This is a genomic window from Methyloceanibacter sp., assembly GCF_051306395.1.
GTDB lineage: Bacteria > Pseudomonadota > Alphaproteobacteria > Rhizobiales > Methyloligellaceae > Methyloceanibacter.
Genome location: NZ_JBPPND010000019.1, coordinates 26,036 through 42,915 on the forward strand (window position 1 = coordinate 26,036; position 16,880 = coordinate 42,915).

16 protein-coding genes are annotated in these 16,880 nt (G+C 61.2%); 8 read left to right on the top strand and 8 right to left on the bottom strand.

All coding sequences use genetic code 11. The features are described 5' to 3' along the window. Window positions 1–36 precede the first annotated feature (36 nt). The 5 genes from glnT (ACSLE4_RS01705) to ACSLE4_RS01725 form a co-directional block, all read right to left on the bottom strand. A complete protein-coding gene (gene glnT, locus ACSLE4_RS01705) occupies window positions 37–1,398 on the bottom strand; it encodes a type III glutamate--ammonia ligase (RefSeq protein ID WP_435902760.1) in 1,362 nt (453 codons plus the stop codon). Between the two features lie 101 nt (window positions 1,399–1,499). Next, window positions 1,500–1,676 (bottom strand): hypothetical protein, encoded by a 177-nt coding sequence (locus ACSLE4_RS01710; protein WP_435902761.1) that lies wholly within the window; start codon window positions 1,674–1,676, stop codon window positions 1,500–1,502. A gap of 38 nt (window positions 1,677–1,714) precedes the next feature. Next, window positions 1,715–3,031 carry an ammonium transporter gene (locus ACSLE4_RS01715; protein WP_435902762.1) on the bottom strand — a complete coding sequence of 439 codons (1,317 nt, stop codon included), beginning with the start codon at window positions 3,029–3,031 and terminating at the stop codon, window positions 1,715–1,717. A 233-nt stretch (window positions 3,032–3,264) separates the two neighbouring features. Next, window positions 3,265–4,620, bottom strand: a complete 1,356-nt coding sequence (gene glnT, locus ACSLE4_RS01720; RefSeq protein WP_435902763.1) for a type III glutamate--ammonia ligase — start codon at window positions 4,618–4,620, stop codon at window positions 3,265–3,267. A gap of 124 nt (window positions 4,621–4,744) precedes the next feature. Continuing rightward, complete coding sequence (locus ACSLE4_RS01725) at window positions 4,745–5,473, bottom strand: FadR/GntR family transcriptional regulator (RefSeq protein ID WP_435902764.1); 729 nt, start codon at window positions 5,471–5,473, stop codon at window positions 4,745–4,747. Between the two features lie 203 nt (window positions 5,474–5,676). Here ACSLE4_RS01725 and ACSLE4_RS01730 point away from each other — a divergent pair, with 203 nt between their 5' ends. From ACSLE4_RS01730 to ACSLE4_RS01755, 6 genes are read left to right on the top strand one after another with little or no spacing between them, the layout of a single operon-like run. Beyond that, window positions 5,677–7,020 carry an NAD(P)/FAD-dependent oxidoreductase gene (locus tag ACSLE4_RS01730; RefSeq protein WP_435902765.1) on the top strand — a complete coding sequence of 448 codons (1,344 nt, stop codon included), beginning with the start codon at window positions 5,677–5,679 and terminating at the stop codon, window positions 7,018–7,020. Window positions 7,021–7,038: 18 nt separating this feature from the next. Further along, a complete protein-coding gene (locus ACSLE4_RS01735) occupies window positions 7,039–8,511 on the top strand; it encodes a glutamine synthetase family protein (protein WP_435902766.1) in 1,473 nt (490 codons plus the stop codon). 60 nt (window positions 8,512–8,571) lie between these two features. Beyond that, window positions 8,572–9,507, top strand: a complete 936-nt coding sequence (locus ACSLE4_RS01740; protein WP_435902767.1) for a hypothetical protein — start codon at window positions 8,572–8,574, stop codon at window positions 9,505–9,507. Continuing rightward, window positions 9,495–10,367 (top strand): hypothetical protein, encoded by an 873-nt coding sequence (locus tag ACSLE4_RS01745; protein ID WP_435902768.1) that lies wholly within the window; start codon window positions 9,495–9,497, stop codon window positions 10,365–10,367. The genes ACSLE4_RS01740 and ACSLE4_RS01745 overlap by 13 nt, the downstream gene beginning before the upstream one ends. 15 nt (window positions 10,368–10,382) lie before the next feature. Then, window positions 10,383–11,762: an FMN-binding glutamate synthase family protein gene (locus tag ACSLE4_RS01750; protein ID WP_435902769.1), complete on the top strand. Its 1,380-nt coding sequence runs from the start codon at window positions 10,383–10,385 to the stop codon at window positions 11,760–11,762. Between the two features lie 8 nt (window positions 11,763–11,770). Beyond that, window positions 11,771–12,202 (top strand): hypothetical protein, encoded by a 432-nt coding sequence (locus ACSLE4_RS01755; protein ID WP_435902770.1) that lies wholly within the window; start codon window positions 11,771–11,773, stop codon window positions 12,200–12,202. A 179-nt stretch (window positions 12,203–12,381) separates the two neighbouring features. Here the strand turns inward: ACSLE4_RS01755 and ACSLE4_RS01760 are convergent, their stop codons facing one another. Then, window positions 12,382–12,939, bottom strand: coding sequence for a hypothetical protein (locus tag ACSLE4_RS01760; RefSeq protein WP_435902771.1), 558 nt, complete (start codon window positions 12,937–12,939; stop codon window positions 12,382–12,384). 497 nt (window positions 12,940–13,436) lie between these two features. Here ACSLE4_RS01760 and ACSLE4_RS01765 point away from each other — a divergent pair, with 497 nt between their 5' ends. Both ACSLE4_RS01765 and ACSLE4_RS01770 read left to right on the top strand, forming a co-directional pair. Continuing rightward, the gene (locus tag ACSLE4_RS01765; RefSeq protein ID WP_435902772.1) at window positions 13,437–14,789 is read left to right on the top strand and encodes an ammonium transporter; all 1,353 of its coding nucleotides are present in this window, start codon (window positions 13,437–13,439) and stop codon (window positions 14,787–14,789) included. A gap of 31 nt (window positions 14,790–14,820) precedes the next feature. Continuing rightward, window positions 14,821–15,033 (top strand): hypothetical protein, encoded by a 213-nt coding sequence (locus tag ACSLE4_RS01770; RefSeq protein ID WP_435902773.1) that lies wholly within the window; start codon window positions 14,821–14,823, stop codon window positions 15,031–15,033. Between the two features lie 66 nt (window positions 15,034–15,099). On the opposite strand, the gene ACSLE4_RS01775 is transcribed toward ACSLE4_RS01770, so the two are convergent. Continuing rightward, a complete protein-coding gene (locus ACSLE4_RS01775) occupies window positions 15,100–15,558 on the bottom strand; it encodes an N-acetyltransferase family protein (RefSeq protein ID WP_435902774.1) in 459 nt (152 codons plus the stop codon). Then, window positions 15,558–16,862 carry a type III glutamate--ammonia ligase gene (gene glnT, locus ACSLE4_RS01780; RefSeq protein ID WP_435902775.1) on the bottom strand — a complete coding sequence of 435 codons (1,305 nt, stop codon included), beginning with the start codon at window positions 16,860–16,862 and terminating at the stop codon, window positions 15,558–15,560. The genes ACSLE4_RS01775 and glnT (ACSLE4_RS01780) overlap by 1 nt, the downstream gene beginning before the upstream one ends. Window positions 16,863–16,880: the final 18 nt, after the last annotated feature.

The window sequence follows — 16,880 nt, forward strand, 5'->3', positions numbered from 1 at the left end:
CTCAAGCGCTCGCCTCGCCGTCGCTATCGGTCCGATCTAGAAGAACTTGAGGTAGCGGTCCCGCTCCCAATCGGAGACGTGGTTGTGATAGCTCGACCACTCCTCCCGCTTGAAGTCGATCCAGGCCTCGTGCATGGCCGGGCCGAACACTTCCAACGTCAATCGATCGGCCTCGAAGGCATCGATGGCCTCTTCGAGCGTGCGCGGCAACAGCGTCACGCCGAGCGCTTGAAGCTCCTCGGGGCTCTTACGGTACATATTCTCCCGGTACGGTTCGCCGGGATCGATCCTCTCGCGGATGCCTTCGAGCCCCGCGGCCAGCACCAGCGCCGCGCCGAGATAAGGATTGCAGGCGCTATCGGCCGGTCTCAGCTCCACACGCCCGCCGGCCAAGGGAATGCGAAGCGAGTTGGTGCGGTTGTTGTTGCCGTAGCAGGCGAACACCGGCGCCCAGGTGAAGCCGGACATGGAGCCCTGTTTGATCAGCCGCTTATAGCTGTTCACCATCGGTGAGCAGACCGCGCAGATTGCCGGCACATGCCGGAGCACGCCCCCCAAAAAGTAATAGCCGAGTCCGGAGAGCTTGTTGCCGCGGGCGTCGGCCGGCCCTGCGAACAAATTGGCGTCGCTGTCCGCATCCGCCAGCGAGATATTGAAATGCGCGCCGGAGCCTGCGCGGTCGCCGAGAGGCTTTGGCATGAAGGTGGCAAAGGCGCCGTGTCGCCGCGCGATGGAATTCGCCATGAAACGGAAGAACACGTAGCGGTCGGCCATGGTCAGCGCGTCGGCATAATTGAAGTCGATCTCGAACTGGCCGATGCCGTCCTCGTGGTCGAAGGAATAGACGCCCCAGCCGAGCCCATTCATCGCGTCCACCAACTCCGAGATCCACGGCAGATTGTCCAGGAGTCGGGTCGCGTCGTAAGCGGGCTTGTCGAGATGGGGCAGGGGCGAGAGCGGTTCGAAGCCGCCGTTCTCGCTGTCCTTGAATACGAAGAACTCAGCCTCCATTCCAAATTTCATGACATAGCCAAGATCGAGCGCCGCTTGGAGCTGGCGCTTGAGAATGTTGCGTGAGCAGGGCTCGAAAGGTTTTGCCTCGCACCACAGATCGCTCGCGAACCAAGCGACTTCCGGCTCCCAAGGCAGCACGACCGCGGAGTCGGGATCCGGACGCGCCGAGACCTCCTCGTCGCTCACGTCCTGAGGCACGCCGTCCAGCGCCGCCCCTGTATAGAGCTCGGAGCCTTGCAGCATCTGATTGATGTGGCTGAGCGGTACGATCTTCGTCTTGGACACGCCGTGCATGTCGACGAAGCTCGCCATGAGATATTTGACGCCCTTGCCGGCGAGGGATTTCTCAAGCGCCGCGACGTCGTCAGAGACTTTCTGTTCCATTGGTCGTTTCCCCTGAACCGTAATTGGCGCGTCTCCAGTCGCAACGAAGCCTTGCCGGCCCAAACGAGGCCGACAAGGCTCGCCGCGCACGGAGGGTACTCTTACTCCTTGCCTTCAAACTTTTTGAACGCCTCGATTTCGTGGATGCCGGCCGAGATGATCGTGCCGAAGCAGATGATCACCGCGGCCGCCAGGATCGCGTACATGATCCCGGGTTTGTCAGCGAACGTGAAATAGGTTTCCGCCCCTTCCCACGCTGTGATCGGACTGGTGTCCATTTAAGTCTCCTTTCCAAAGAGTTCGCGTTAGAGACCGTCTATTCCGCGGGAAGCAATGCGGCGCCGCTCTTGGAGCCAACCGCTTCCGGATAGGCTTTCGACGGAACCTCGGCCAGATCGAGACCGATCTCCTGCACGCTGTTCGGCACTCGCAGCACGCCGCCTGCTTTCAGAGCCAGCGACACGAGGTAGCCGGGCACGAAGCCGCAGAGGATCATGACAATGAGGCCGACAAGCTGACCGATGAACGAGGTCGGAGGCGCATCTCCCACATTCGGATAACCGGCCGCCAGGATGCCCACGGCCATGACGCCGAGGATGCCCGAGAAGCCGTGCACCGACACCGCGCCCACAGAGTCATCAACGCCCATGCGCACCAGGAAGTCGTTGCCCGGCTTGATGATGACGCCGCCCAGAATGCCGAGCAGGAAGGCGAGTGGCGGATACCACACGTCGAGGCCGGCGGCCGCGACGAAGATACCGGCCAGTGCGCCCGACATCATCCAGAATGGATCGCGAGTTGTCGCCCAGGCGCCGATAATACCGCCCGAGAAGCACATGAGCGTATTGAAGGCGTAGGACGAAAGCGTCGCCGGTTGACCGTAGATGTTGGTCCACTGAGCGCCCGGGTTGAAGATCAGGCACGCACCGAGGAAGCCGAAGAACCCGACGATGATGAGCATCAGTCCGATCAGCACCATGGGTACGTTATGCGGCAATAGATCGTTCGCGGTGCCATCGGCGTTGTACTTGCCGATGCGCGGACCGAGATTGAGCAGCACGCCGAGTGCGAAGAAACCGGCGACCACATGGATGAGGCCGGCACAGCCGACATCGTGGTAGCCCCAGTCCTTCACCAGCCAGCCGTCCGGATGCCAACCCCAAGACGCCGCCAGGATCCAAGCCATGGAGCCTAGGACGATGGCGAGAATGACAAACGCCGAAACGCGAATGCGCTCGATGACGGCGCCGGAGAAAATCGACGCGGTCGTCGCAGCGAACAGCACGAAGGCCGCCCAAAACACGCCCGTTGCATTGTCTGCGAGGTTCGGTCCCATCTCCGGAGCCCACGGCAAGCCCACATTGCCGTCTGCGCTCGGAATGAATCCGTTCGGGAAGGCGAGATAGATCCACCATCCGAAGAAGAAGAAGGTCGGAACGATGAAGGCGAAAGCGAGAATGTTCTTTACGCCCGAGGCCAGCACGTTCTTGGCGCGCGACGCACCCATTTCGTAAGCGAGAAAGCCTGCGTGGATGCACACCATGATCGCCGTGCACCACCAGTAAAAGATCTCCATGTCGACGGTCCCGAGCATGCCGCTCGTTTTCGTCAGTTCTGCGATTTGCTCTTCCATGAGCAGCACCCCCATCCGAATGAACCTGGCTCCCGGCCGCAGCCGAAGACCAAGTCCACGTTGGCGTTAATCGTTTCCTCTGAGGAAACTATATTTACTGTCGCAAAGAGCGTGCCAGGGAGGGAGAGTCCGGCGAATCAAGCTGTTGCCCAAAGCGGGCCCGGATGGGGGGCTGAAGCTCTGCCTAAGGGGGCGGCGAACTGCCTAACGATTGGCGCTTTTTCCGCCGCGCATTAGAAAAACTTGAGGTAGCGGTCGCGCTCCCAGTCGGAGACGAAGTTGTGGTACGCCTCCCACTCCGCGCGGCGAAAGCGGGCATAGCTCTCGAACATGGCTTTACCCATGACCTCGGCCGACAGCGGATCGGCCTCGAAGGCGTCCACGGCTTCTTCCAGGTTCCGCGGCAGCACCTGGATGCCCATCTCCTTCAGTTCGGCGTCAGACTTCCGGTACATGTTCTCGGTATGCGGCTCGCCCGGGTCTAGCCCTTCGCGAATGCCTTCCAGGCCTGCGGACAGCACCATGGCCGCGCCGAGATAGGGATTGTTGGCCGAGTCGGCCGCGCGCAGCTCGACCCGGCCTCCGCCCAGCGGAATACGCAATGCGTTGGTGCGGTTGTTGTTGCCGTAGCACACGAACACCGGCGCCCAGGTCGAGCCCGACATGGAGCCTTGCTTGATCAGGCGCTTATAGCTGTTCACCGTTGGCGAGACGACGGCGCTGATGGCGGGCAGGTGCTTGAGCACGCCGGCAAGGAATTGATAGCCGAGTTTCGACAACCCGCAGCCGCGTGGGTCGTCCGGGTCCGTGAAGAGATTTTCGCCCGTGTCGAGGCTCGCCAGCGACATGTTGTAATGGGCGCCGGAGCCCGTGCGGTTGGCGAAAGGCTTGGGCATCCATGAGGCGAAATAGCCGTGTTTGCGCGCGATCGCGTTGGCCATCATCCGCAAGAAGACGAAGCGGTCCGACATGGTCATGGCGTCGGCGAAGCGGAAGTCGACCTCGAACTGGCCGTTGCCGTCTTCATGGTCGAAGGAATAGACGTCCCAACCCAGCGCCTCCATGGCATCCACCAGTTCCGACAGCCAGTGCAGGTTGTCCAGCGCGCCATAGCCGTCATAGCAGGGCTTTTCGAGCGTATCGCGCTCCGAGACGGGCACCGCGCCGGCCTCGCTGTCCCTGAGCACATAGAACTCGGCTTCCAACCCGAGATTCATCACATAGCCGAGATCGGCGGCCTTACGCGTGGCGCGCGCCAGGATGTTGCGGCTACAGGCCTCGAAGGGCTTCCCCTCGCACCATAGATTGCTCGCAAACCAGGCGACGTTTTTCTGCCAGGGCAGCACGATGCACGAGGCGGGATCGGGCCGCGCCGAGACCTCCTCGTCGCTCACATCCTGGGGAACGCCGTCAAGCGCAGCACCTGTGTAGAGCTCCGAACCGGCCATCATGTGTTCGAGATGCGCGAGCGGCACCATCTTGGTCTTCGACACGCCGTGCATGTCGGAGAAGCTCGCCATCAAAAACTCCACGCCCTCGGCGCCGAGCTGCTCGCGAAGTGAGTTGAGGTCCTTGGCCGGTGTCAGCATTGATACGCCCCCGGGAACTGGTGTTGCACACGGCAGACCATGCTAGACCACGTACTTGCGTGTTGAGAAATATTTTTTTCCGGGCGATCAAAGTCACGGGCGAATGTCTCGGGCGTGAGGCGCCTTAAGGGCTCGCCGCCTTCATCAGATCATCCCGCGCCTTCTCCAGATGATCGGCCATCAGCGTCTGCGCCAACTGTGCGTCGCGCACATGGATTGCCTGGAGGATGCTGCGATGCTGCCGGCTGTAATCGGCGATCACCCCCGGCGTCAGGACCTTTTCCTTCATCGCGTCCCACTGCGCGTGGAGCCGCACATGATTGATCTGCCGATAGACGTTGATCAGAAGCGGATTGGCGGAGGCGCGCGCAAGCAGGAGATGAAACTCGCCATCCCACTTGGAAAATTCGTCTTTGTCCCGTGTCGCTTCCGCGTGCGCCAGCACCTGGTCCATCTCATCGAGCGTGCGCCGCGTGGCGTGCAACACCGCAAGCCGCGTGGTGAAAGGCTCCACTGCGAGACGCGCCTCGATGAGCTGCAATGGACTCACCTCGTCGATGAGGTGGGCGGTGCGTTTGCCTGCGGAGACAGGGCCGCCGACAAATGTGCCGCTGCCTAGACGGCGCGACACCAACCCTTCCTTCTCGAGCCTGTCCAGTGCACGGCGCACCGTCGAGCGCGCCGCCTTGAATGTCTCGGCAAGTTGCCGTTCTGGCGGCAGCTTCTCGCCTTCGGAATAGGCCCCTGTCTCGATCGCGCGCTGCAGATAGGCGGAGATGGCGCTCACGCCCGAGATTGGTTTCGACAGGCGCGCAAGAACGGCGGCCGCCTCCCTCATGGGCTGATCGTTCACGATGGAGTCTCCTTTCCCAGCGCGACTATAACGGACCACTTTGGGCTCGTAAAGTGTTAATTGGTTTGCAATCGGGCTCTCACTATGCAGTAATAGTCGCAGTTAAGTGGCAAAGCGCTGGGCATCGCAATGTCGTTCGACGTGAGACTGAGGTCTATAGAGGACCAATTTGAGACCAATTCCTTGAAGGGAGCTGGTCTGCTATGACCCTCTCGGCCGCCAAATACGTCATCATCGGCGCCGGCATTCACGGCCTGAGCACCGCCTATCATCTCGCACAGCAGCTGAAAGCGACCGGTCGCGGCACCGGTGCGGACGTTCTCGTCATCGACAAGGCGGGGATCGGCGCCGGCGCGTCGGGGATTGCCTGCGGCGTGGTCCGCAACAATTACTATCAGCCGGCCATGCGCGAGCTGATGGCCCATTCCGTCGAGGTGTGGGAAAGCGACCCCAAGGCCTACAGCTATCACCCGGTCGGCTACATGCAGATCAGCGCCGAGGTGATGCATGAGCAGGTCGGCACCATCTACGAGCAGCAAAAGCTGATCGGCTACGAGTCCGAGTTCATCGAGGGCACGGGCGACTGCCAGAAATATATGATGGGCCTGTTCGACGATTGGCAGGCCAAGGGGATCACCTCGGTCCTGCATGAGAAGCGGGGTGGCTATGCCAACAACACCGCGTCTCTTTATGGCTTGGCCGGCAAAGCCGAAGCCGAAGGCGTGCGGATCGCCACCGGCGTCGAGGTCAAGGGCTTCGAGTACGGTTCGAACTCCGGCTCCGTCACCGGCGTCATCACCAACAAGGGCACCATCCCTTGCGAGACCGTAGTGGTGGGCGCCGGCCCCTGGGTCCTGAAGTTTTGGGAGATGCTTGATCTACCGAAGGCCATCTCCGTCAAGGGCGCCGACGGCGCGATGCATGACGACGTGCCCATGTGGAAATTCTGGTGTCTTGAGGAAGGCACGCTCGGCGTCGATCCCGACATGCATAAGACCAATGACGGCCGCATGCCGCCCGTCATCCATGTCGATACGGACGCGCCGCTTTATTCGGACGTAGACGGTTCCGTGATCACCGATCAGCTGTGGGGCCTCTATTACAAGCCTGACTTCAATTTCGGCGGCATCCAGGGCGGCGCCTCGCCTTACAAGGTTGAGCAGGATCCCGACCAGATCGCCATCGATCCTTATGGTCCGGACTCGCCGGACTTCATCGTCGGCGACAATTTCATTCACATGTGGTGCTCGATGCTGGCCCATTGCCAGAAGAGATTCGAAGGGAAGATCTCGGCCTATAAGCACAAGGAAAAATCAGGTGGGCTCGGTTGTTTCACACCCGACAACTTCCCCGTCTTCGATACCTTCCGCGAGAACGTCTACATCATCGCCGATTCCAACCATGGCTATAAGATGATCGGCGTTGGTAAACTCGTGGCGCAGGAGTTGATGGGAGAGAAGAGCAGGTTGCTGGAGCCGTTTCGTTTCGAACGCTTCGCCAAAGGCGAACTGCATCCGACCTCCAATAGTCCATTTCCGTGGAGTTGAGGGAAGGGGAGAGTGCCGATGGATATCGCACGCTACGTAGATGATCCGGAACGCCAAGAGCTTGTGAAGGAAGTTCGCCGCAAGATCGACGAGCTCGGCATCGAATATCTCTATTTGCAGTTCGTCTCGGTCACGGGCCGCATCATGGGCAAGGGCATTCCGGCCGACCATTGGGAGAGTGTAGCGAAGAAGGGCTTCCAGCTCGTTTATGGCGCCACCGTTAACCTCTTCCTCGACCGCCATGGAGACTATCTCGGCTACGGTCCGGAGGCCGCCGAGCTTGTCGGCATTCCCGATCCCGAGACCTTCATGCAGCTTCCCTGGGACAAGCGCATCGCGCGCATGTACTGCACGCTGTTCCGCAACCGCGAGGAGAAGGAGAACCCGGGCGGGTTCCTCACCGCGGACTGCCGCGGCAATCTTCGCCGCCTCCACCAGGAGTTCCAAACAAAGCACGACGGTCTGCAGCTACGCATGGGCACCGAGCCGGAGATGATGTGGCTGAAGAAGGATGAGAACGGCAAGCCGAACGGCGGCTACTCCAATCCGTATTGCTACCACATCGACCAGTTCGAGAGCCTGCGCCCGGTCTACATGAAGGTGATGGAGTATGCCCGGAAGATGGGCCTCGACATGATCCAGGGCGACCATGAGGACGCGCCCGGTCAGCTTGAGCTGAACTGGATGTTCGACGACGTCCTGCGCAATGCCGACCGGCTGACGACCTACCGCCAGATTTGCGCGCAAGTTGCGCGCGAGTTCGGCATCATCGCCTGTTTCATGTCGAAGCCCTTCATGGGCGTGTCCGCCAATGGCTGTCACCACAACATGTCGCTGTGGCGTGGCGGTGAGGACAAGCTTCGCCCGACTGGCAACGACGCCAATGATTTGCCGGGCCTGCCGCACAACTACATGTATGTCTCGGGGGGTGAGAACACCTTCATGCCCGACGGCGACGATTTGCAGATGCCCGGCAAAGCGGGCTTGGCGGCGATCGGCGGCATTGTGCACCACTTGCGCGCGTTGACCGCGGTCGGCTCGTCGACGGTGAACTCCTATCGCCGGCTTTGGGACACGGGGTTCTGGGCGCCGATCTTCGCCGACTGGGGCTTCCAGAACCGCACGACGGGCTTGCGCGTCTCCGCGCCAGGGAGGTTCGAGTACCGCTCAGTGGATTCGATGGTGAATCCCTATCTGATGGGCTCGACGATCCTTGCGGCCGCCGACGACGGCATCGACAACAATCTCGAGCCGGGCAAACCGGAAGAGCGCAACATTTACGAGGCGATCGAGGCCGGCAAGCAGGTCAAGAAGCTGCCGATGACGCTCGGCGAGGCTCTAGATGCCTTGGCCGCCGACAAGGTCGTGCAGCGCGGCATGCCGGGCGAGATGTATCGCCTCTATGACCAGTACAAACGGGACGAGTGGGAGCGCTTCAATCACACCGTCACCGAATGGGATGTCGAGACTTATCTCGACTGCCTGCCGTAGGCGGGCAGTCAGCCGCGCTCAACCGGGCGCCGGCGGACGAAACGAGGAGGAATAAAAATAATGTGCGGGATTGCCGGAGTGATTCATCGCGGGCAGGCCGTGGGCGTTGGCCAGGAAATGACGGCGATGCTCCAGAGCCTGAAGCACCGCGGCCCCGACTCGACCGGGTTCGCCGTTTACGGCGTCACCAAGCCCGAAGAGTACGTCATGCGCTTGAAGCTTGCGGAAGCCGACGACCTGAAGACGGATCACAAGATTCGCGACAAGATTCGCGAGCGCCAGGGTCTGGTCGACAACAGGTTGTCGGAACTCGGCGTCGAGGCCCTGGAAGTGGAGCAGCCCAGACCCTATGCGTTCCGCTATCGCCTGCGCTATTCCGGCGACACCAAGCAACTCGCCACGGATATCGAGCAGATCGAGGGCGCCGAGGTCCTGTCCTTCGGCCATGCGCTCGAGCTGATCAAGGATCTCGGCGACGCGACCCAGGTCTCCGGACAATACGGTCTTGGGACATTCCAAGGCACCCATGGCATCGGCCACACGCGCATGGCGACGGAGTCCGATGTCGATATCCGTTCCGCGCATCCCTACTGGGCCTATCCGTACAACGACATCTCCGTCGTCCATAACGGCCAGATCACCAATTACTGGATCATGCGCCGCGAGATGGAGCGTCTCGGCCACCGCTTCATGTCGAACTGCGATTCCGAGCTGCTCGCGGTCTACACCGCCAACAATCTGGAACAGGGCGCGACGCTGGAAGATTCGCTGAAGGCCTCCATCAGCGAGATCGACGGCGTCTTCACCTATCTCGTCGCCACCGATAAGGAGCTTGGCCTCGCCAAGGACACCATGGCCGCCAAGCCCATGGTTCTCTACGAAAGCGACGACATCGTCGCGCTCGCTTCCGAGGAGGTGGCGATCCGCGCCATCGTCCCACGCGAGATCGACACGTCGGATCCTTACGATGAGGAGGTGCGGGTATGGCAGCGCTGACGCGATCGGCTCCCTCCAAGCAGGAGCTCAAGTCCCATGAGATGGGCATGCACACGGAGCAGCTTACCGGCCGCACCCAGCAGCAGTTCTTCGACATCGATCTGAGCGAGCAGCATCACGGCTTCGGGCTTCCCGACACTTTCGATGTCGACTTCAACAAGCGCGGCGAGATAGACGCTTCCAACATGGACGCGAAGCAGGTCAATCTCCGCATCCGCGAGATGATGATCGACGGTTACGGCACCATCGTGCTCAAGAACCCTGGCGCCAAGCACTCGCTCGCCGTCGGCATTCTGAACCGCCTCAACCTCATCGTCGAAGGCTCGCTCGGCTATTTCGGCCTCGGCCTGCTCGATGGCCCGAATGTCCGCATTTCCGGACGCGTGGGCTGGTCCTGCGCCGAGAACATGATGAGCGGCACGGTGCTCATCGAGAAGAATGCCGGGTCGCAGTTCGGCGCGGCCATCCGCGGCGGCGATCTCGTCTGCAAGGGCGACGTCGGCTCGCGCACGGGCATCGACATGAAGGGCGGAAATATCATCGTCGGCGGCAACACCGGCGCCTTCACCGGCTTCATGATGCAGCGCGGCCGCATGGTTATCTGCGGCAATGCGGGAAAGAACCTCGGCGACTCCATGTATGACGGCGTCATCTACCTGGGCGGCGAGCCGCAAAGCCTCGGTGTCGACGCGGTGTGGGGCGAACTGACCGACCTCGACAAGGAATGGCTGAACCAGAAGCTGACCCGGTACGACATCATGCCGAAGGGCGGCATTACCTCCTTCCGCAAGATCGTCGCCGGCAAGCAATTGTGGAACTACGACAATCTAGAGCCCACTGAGAAAAAGATGGTGCTGTAGGGGAAAGGCTGGGCAATGGCAAAGAGCAAGAAGCAAAAGGGAAACGGCGCGCGGGAACCGGCCGAGCAAAGCCGCTTCATTCTCGGCAAGAGCCGGATCTTCACCCCGGAGGTCATCAACGACATCCATGTGAAGTCCGAACTCGGGCGCTACCGCATGCGCGGCTTCTCCCTGTTCAAGAAGATTCCCCATTGGGACGATCTCACATTCCTCCCGGGCACGCTGACCCGCTTCGTCATCGAGGGCTATCGCGAGAAATGCGATACCAAGACGGTGATCGGCCCTAAAGCGAAGCGCCCGCTCGATCTCGACATCCCGGTCTATGTCACCGGCATGAGCTTTGGCGCGCTGTCCTACGAGGCGAAGATCGCGCTCGCCCGCGGCGCCACCATGGCGGGCTCCGCCACCTGCTCGGGCGAGGGCGGCATGATCCCCGACGAGCGGCGCTATTCGTCGAAATGGCTCTATCAGTGCATCCAATCGCGCTACGGCTTCAATCCGCATCATTTGCGGCTCGCGGACGCTTGCGAGTTCTTCATCGGCCAAGGCTGCAAGGTGGGCTTGGGCGGTCATTTGATGGGCCAGAAGGTCACCGACCAGGTGGCCGAGATGCGCTCGCTTCCTGCCGGCATCGACCAGCGCTCGCCGGCGCGTCACCCGGACTGGCTCGGCCCCGACGATCTGGCGCTCAAGATCGAGGAAATCCGCGAGGCGACCAACTGGGAGATTCCGATCCAGTTGAAGCTCGGCGCCGCGCGTGTCTATGACGATGTGCGCATGGCGGCGAAGTGCGGGCCCGATTCGATCTACATTGACGGCATGGAGGGCGGCACCGGCGCTGGCCCCCATATCGCCACGGAGGATACCGGGGTCCCCGGTATTGCCGCCATTCGTCAGGCGCGCCGCGCCATCGACGAGCTCGGCCTGCGCGGCCAGATCAGCCTCGTCTATGCCGGCGGTATCCGCAACGGCGGCGACGTGGCCAAGGCGCTGGCGCTCGGCGCCGACGCCATCGCCATCGGCCACTCGGTGATGATGGCGCTCAACTGCAATAAGGAAATTCCGGAGTCCGACTTCGAGGCGGAGATGGGCGTTCCCGCCGGCAGTTGCTATCACTGCCACACGGGCCGCTGCCCGGTCGGCGTCGCCACGCAAGACCCGGAGCTTCGAAAGCGGCTCGATCCCGACGAGGCAGCAGAGCGCGTCTACAACTTCCTGCACACGCTCACGTTGGAAGCGCAGATGTTGGCGCGCGCCTGCGGCAAGACCAACATCCATAGCCTGGAACCGGAGGATCTCGCCGCGCTCACCATGGAAGCTTCGGCGATGGCACAAGTGCCGCTCGCCGGCACCGATATGACCGTCGGTGTCGAGAACTACCACAAGCTGGGTTGAGGTAAATTATGGCTAAGAGCGACAAGAACGGCAAAGTCGATAACGCGGCTGCCAAAGGCGGCGACGTCGATAAGTACCTGAAGGATGCCGCGGGCCTCGACACCGACCGCGAGAAGGTGATCGGCCAGCACATCGGCTACCGCTACGACGTCAATCTGCTGCCCGACTATGGCAAGCTCACGCCCTTCCTCAAGGACTACATGGAGTTCATGGGCTGGGACGACCTCAACTGGCTGGAGGACGTCCACATGGGCTACGAGGCGGGGCAACCCGCCATCTTCGACCGCAACATCAACGGTTGGGTGCGCATCCCCAAGTCGATGAAGCTACCCGACAACCAGCAGGATCGCGACATGCTGGCGCGCGAGCTACTGATCCGGTTTCAGACTTCGCCAAGGCATCCGCTCATTGAGCTGAACAAGGCCTATCGCAAGTTCTAAAAGGCTAAGCGAAGTTCTAGGAGGGTTACACGAAGTTCTAGGCGGTTGCGCAGACCAAGACTGAACAAAACAAGCGTCCGGACAAACCTGGACGGCTTCGCGTCCCGCGAAAACGCGGGGGCGGACCTAAGCTTCACCGAAGCGAAGTGACTCTTCGCAAGCTGGGCAGACGGCCGGGATCAGTTCTTGATCTCGGCCGTTTTCCAATCCGGCTTGAAGGCAAGCACTTGCACCGTGTCGGGCAGCGCTGGATTGAAGACCCGATTATGCCAGATCGCGGCCTCGCGGTCCGCATCGCCCACATCGAGAGCCTTCACCTTGCAGGACAGACGGAAAGCATAGCGCCGTTGCGCGAAGTCGAGCACGCAGCGCTTGCCTGAAACAAGCGCGTCGGCAAGCGGAGCATCCGCGGGCAAGATTGCGAGCAGGCGGTCGCTGAAAGACTTCGGCTCTTGGAAATAGTCCGCCTGGAGATGGCGCAGCGCCTTCTCGTAGGTTTCGCGCGGGTCGGCCGACTTCATCACCTGGAACCGGAAGAAGGCCGTACTCTCCTCGGGTGCTTTTGGCACCAGCAGCACGGTCAAAGCCGGCGAAAGCTCCGCACCCGACTCATCCAACACCCGGGGGCACATGCCCGGGGAGGGACGTCCATCATCCTCCCGCATGGCAATCTGGCGAATCTGGCATTGCCAGATTAGAAACGGCTGCCGCGAATCCTTGGTTTTCGTCTTGCCCATCGGGCCTCACTGCCTCCCCCGGCGCTTCGCGTCAATCCGCAGGTCGTATTAGGGCAAGGGCTTGGCTCACGCTTTTTCGAAAGCCGGTTGAAAAGCTTGGTTTCTTTCTCTGTCTGGTCGAGTTTTCTGGCCCTCTTTGGCTCCAGAAATCGTTGCTTTTCCGCCTTCAGGTCAAAAAAATACGGGTCTCCAAACTCACGCAGAGTTTGCTCGCACGGCCATTAACCGATTGATTTAGCGCCATGAAAGTGGCTTAGAGACCTGGGTTCAATTGCGTTTCATTTAAGGAAAGTCAATTTCATCTTGGTTGACGGCGTTTGGGGTGCCCCCTAGCATCAATGTAAGATGAGGACGCTCTGTAGGGCTTTTAACCGTGGCAGCGGGCCGTTTCAGGCACCTGGCGAGACAAGAGGAGAATCGACGACGTAGTTGAAACATCCATCGTGACCTTGGGACAAAAAATCAATCCAAGGCGTGAACCTAGGGGGGTTACATCAATGGGCAATAACTTAGACGCTCTCACGACCGTCTTCACCGAGTTCTATTACTGGGTGACGGTCGTTATCATGTTTTTGATCCATGTTGGCTTTTGCATGTACGAAGTCGGCGCCAGCCGGCGGCGGAACCACATGCACACCCTATTGAAGAACACGATGCTGATCCCGTTGGTCACCATCACGTTCTTCTTCTTCGGCTGGTGGATTTATTGGGCGTTCCCCAACGGACCGTTCATCACCGGCGGGCTCAATCTCGAGGCGGGGGCAGCGAACCTGCCTACATCCGAGACCATGGCCACCAATCTCGGCGACCGCATCACCGGCGTGTTCTGGGCGGCCTTCCTGCTGTTCTCGTGGACGGCGGCGTCGATCGTTTCGGGCGCGGTCATCGAGCGCATCAGGTCGGGTGCGTTCTGGATCATCGCCGTGATGATCGGCTCGGTGACCTGGATCATCGATGCGGCTTGGGGCTGGCATCCCGAAGGCTGGATGGTGAAGCTTCTCGGCTATCACGACGCCTATGCCTCCGGCGTCATCCATGGGATTGCCGGCGGCACCGCCCTCGGCGTTCTCGTGGTGCTCGGCCCGCGTCTCGGCCGCTTCGCCGCGGACGGCACGCCGCGCGTGTTCGTTGCGCATAATCCCTGGCTGGTCACGATCGGTCTGTTCTTGATTTACACCGGCTTCTGGGGCTTCTACGCCGCCTGCAACGTGCCAATCATCTCTCCGGAGGGTATTGGCGGTCAGATCACCGGCGAGACCTGGACGGCAACGACCATCTATCTGACGCCGACCACACTTGGCGCCATCACGGTCAATTTCCTGATGTCGCTGTCGGGAGGCCTCTTGGTCGGTTACCTGGTCTCCAAGGGCGATTCCTTCTGGACCTATTCGGGCGGCCTTGCCGGTATCATTACCGCTTCAGCCGGTAATGACCTCTACCACCCGATCCAGGCCATGGTTATTGCCGGCATCGGCACTTGGTGCGCCTACAAGCTGCACTACTGGGTCGAGCGCACCTTCAAGATCGACGACGCTGTCGGAGCCGTGGCCGTTCATGGCTATGCCGGCTTCATCGGTCTGGTGATCGCTGGCTTTGTCCTGTGGGGCTATCCGTCCTCGCCGTATGAGGGCTACGCCGCGGTGAATCCGCTCGGGAACACCATCGGCGCGGTCATCATGTTCTTCGTCCTCGGCTTCGTCCCGGCTTGGATCGTGTCCAAGCTGCTCGACGCAGGCGGGCTTCTGCGGGTGCCGCGGGAGGTCGAACTCATGGGCCTGGACTTCAAGACGCTCCATGAGGAAGAGCAAGCACGCCGAGACGTTCGCGACGCCGAGAAGGCGCTCGTCTGAGGCATGGCAAGAGAGATAAAGGAGAACTGAAATGGGTAGCACTTGGGCAGTCGATCTTGCCGACACCGGGGCGGTTTATCCCTGGCAGGGCTACGAACTGATCATGGTGATCGTTGGCGTGGCTCTATGGATCCTCTGGCACATCATCCAGCTCCGCGATGAGAAGGTGGAGTATGCCGAGGATGTCCGGCTCTACGGCAACAAAGAGTCCATCGAGAGGGCGCTCGACGATCATCCGATTTAGGCCGGCCTGACGCGAACGCGTGACATGTGGGGCGCCGGCCTTGGGCTGGCGCCCCTTTTTTTGTGCTTAGTCGAATGTGATCCGGTAGCGAACGAAGTCGTCCGCTTGCGTGTAGGTGTCGTAGAGCCGGCGTGCGGTCTCATTGCCAGCGTTCGTGTGCCAATAGAGCCGCGACCACCGCTTTTTGCGGGCGAGGGTCGGGAGATCGTCGATCAGCGCGCGTCCCACCCCATGGCCGCGGGCGTCCGGATCGACGAAGAGATCCTCCAGATAGCAGTTCAGGTCGCTCGTCCAGGTCGAAGGATGCAGCGTCGAGACTGTGAAGCCGACAATCGTCCGCTCCTGCTCGGCAAGTCTGCAGAGCATGGGAACGGCGGGATCGAGGACGCGCGACCACGTTTCCGCCGTTACCGCCTCGGGCACGTCCACTTTGTAGAAGGTGAGATAGCCGGACCAGAGGCGGCGCCATGCCGCCTCGTCGCCGGGTCTCGGATCGCGAATACGAAGTCCGTGGGCCGCCGCCATTAGCAGTCGAGAGTCGTGGCCCGCTCCCAAGGCGTGAGCTGCCGCGAGAACTCGTTCCAGTCCTTCGTCTTGAGCTTGACGTAGGAGTCGACGAGCTCGTCCCCGAGGGCGTCCCGCAAGAGCGCGGACTTGTCGGTGAGCCGCAGCGCATCCAGCAGGTTGAGCGGCAGCTTCTTCACGCCAGCCGGGGCCTTGTGGCCTTCCGCGTACATGTCGATGTCGAGCGGCTTGCCGGGATCGGTCTTCTTGGCCATGCCGTCGAGCCCAGCGGCGAGCATCGCGGCCGGCAGGAGGTACGGATTGGTCGCACCATCGGGAAGGCGGAATTCGAACCGGCCGCCACCCGGGACCCGGATCATATGGGTGCGGTTGTTGCCGGCGAAGGTCACCGTGTTGGGCGACCAGGTGGCTCCCGACGTCGTCACCGGCGCGTTGATGCGCTTATAGGAGTTCACCGTCGGATTGGTAATCGAGCAGATCTCGTCCGCGCCATCGATCAGGCCGCCGATGAAGTGATAGGCCACCTTCGAAAGGCCGAGCGGGTCATTGTCGTCCTCGAAGGCATTCTCATCGCCCTTCCATAAGGACACATGCACGTGGCAGCCGTTGCCGGTGAGGTGGGCGAAGGGCTTGGGCATGAACGTGGCGCGCAAGCCGTGCTTCTCCGCGATCGACTTCATCATGTACTTGAAGAAGGTCATGCGATCTGCGGTCTTCAGCGCGTCGTCGAAATCCCAGTTCATTTCGAACTGGCCGTTGGCGTCCTCGTGGTCGTTCTGATACGGGCCCCAGCCGAGTTGGAGCATGGAGTCGCAGACCTCGCTGATCACGTCGTAGCGGCGCATCAGCGCCGACTGATCGTAGCAGGGCTTTGCCTGGATATCCGACGGGTCGCTGAGCGCCTCGCCGTCGGGGCTCACGAGAAAGTACTCGCACTCCACGCCGGTCTTTACCGTATAGCCCGCGTCCTTGGCCTTCTTGAGAATCCTCCTCAAGGCGTTGCGCGGCGCCTGGTCCACTTCCTTGCCGTTCATATAAAGATCGGCGGCGAGCCAGCCAACTTCCGGCTTCCATGGAATCTGGATCAGGCTATCGGGATCGGGGATGGCGAGAATGTCGGGATGGGCCGGCGTCATGTCGAGCCAGCTGGCGAAGCCTGCGAAGCCCGCACCATCCTTGGACATGCCGGTGATAGCGCTGGCCGGTGCCAGCTTGGCCCTGAGCGTGCCGAACAGGTCGACAAAAGAAATCAGGAAATATTTGATCCCGCGTTCGCGGGCCTCTACTGCAAGATCAACCGCCATGCTACTCCCCTTTGCTTT

Excerpts from the sequence above, each read along its gene's own strand:
- ACSLE4_RS01775 (WP_435902774.1), bottom strand. The coding sequence starts at position 15,558 with ATGGCGGCGGCCCACGGACTTCGTATTCGCGATCCGAGACCCGGCGAC.
- ACSLE4_RS01770 (WP_435902773.1), top strand. The coding sequence starts at position 14,821 with ATGGGTAGCACTTGGGCAGTCGATCTTGCCGACACCGGGGCGGTTTAT.
- ACSLE4_RS01735 (WP_435902766.1), top strand. The coding sequence starts at position 7,039 with ATGGATATCGCACGCTACGTAGATGATCCGGAACGCCAAGAGCTTGTG.
- glnT (WP_435902763.1), bottom strand. The coding sequence starts at position 4,620 with ATGCTGACACCGGCCAAGGACCTCAACTCACTTCGCGAGCAGCTCGGC.
- ACSLE4_RS01745 (WP_435902768.1), top strand. The coding sequence starts at position 9,495 with ATGGCAGCGCTGACGCGATCGGCTCCCTCCAAGCAGGAGCTCAAGTCC.
- glnT (WP_435902760.1), bottom strand. The coding sequence starts at position 1,398 with ATGGAACAGAAAGTCTCTGACGACGTCGCGGCGCTTGAGAAATCCCTC.
- glnT (WP_435902775.1), bottom strand. The coding sequence starts at position 16,862 with ATGGCGGTTGATCTTGCAGTAGAGGCCCGCGAACGCGGGATCAAATAT.
- ACSLE4_RS01755 (WP_435902770.1), top strand. The coding sequence starts at position 11,771 with ATGGCTAAGAGCGACAAGAACGGCAAAGTCGATAACGCGGCTGCCAAA.
- ACSLE4_RS01715 (WP_435902762.1), bottom strand. The coding sequence starts at position 3,031 with ATGGAAGAGCAAATCGCAGAACTGACGAAAACGAGCGGCATGCTCGGG.
- ACSLE4_RS01765 (WP_435902772.1), top strand. The coding sequence starts at position 13,437 with ATGGGCAATAACTTAGACGCTCTCACGACCGTCTTCACCGAGTTCTAT.
- ACSLE4_RS01750 (WP_435902769.1), top strand. The coding sequence starts at position 10,383 with ATGGCAAAGAGCAAGAAGCAAAAGGGAAACGGCGCGCGGGAACCGGCC.
- ACSLE4_RS01740 (WP_435902767.1), top strand. The coding sequence starts at position 8,572 with ATGTGCGGGATTGCCGGAGTGATTCATCGCGGGCAGGCCGTGGGCGTT.
- ACSLE4_RS01710 (WP_435902761.1), bottom strand. The coding sequence starts at position 1,676 with ATGGACACCAGTCCGATCACAGCGTGGGAAGGGGCGGAAACCTATTTC.
- ACSLE4_RS01760 (WP_435902771.1), bottom strand. The coding sequence starts at position 12,939 with ATGGGCAAGACGAAAACCAAGGATTCGCGGCAGCCGTTTCTAATCTGG.
- ACSLE4_RS01730 (WP_435902765.1), top strand. The coding sequence starts at position 5,677 with ATGACCCTCTCGGCCGCCAAATACGTCATCATCGGCGCCGGCATTCAC.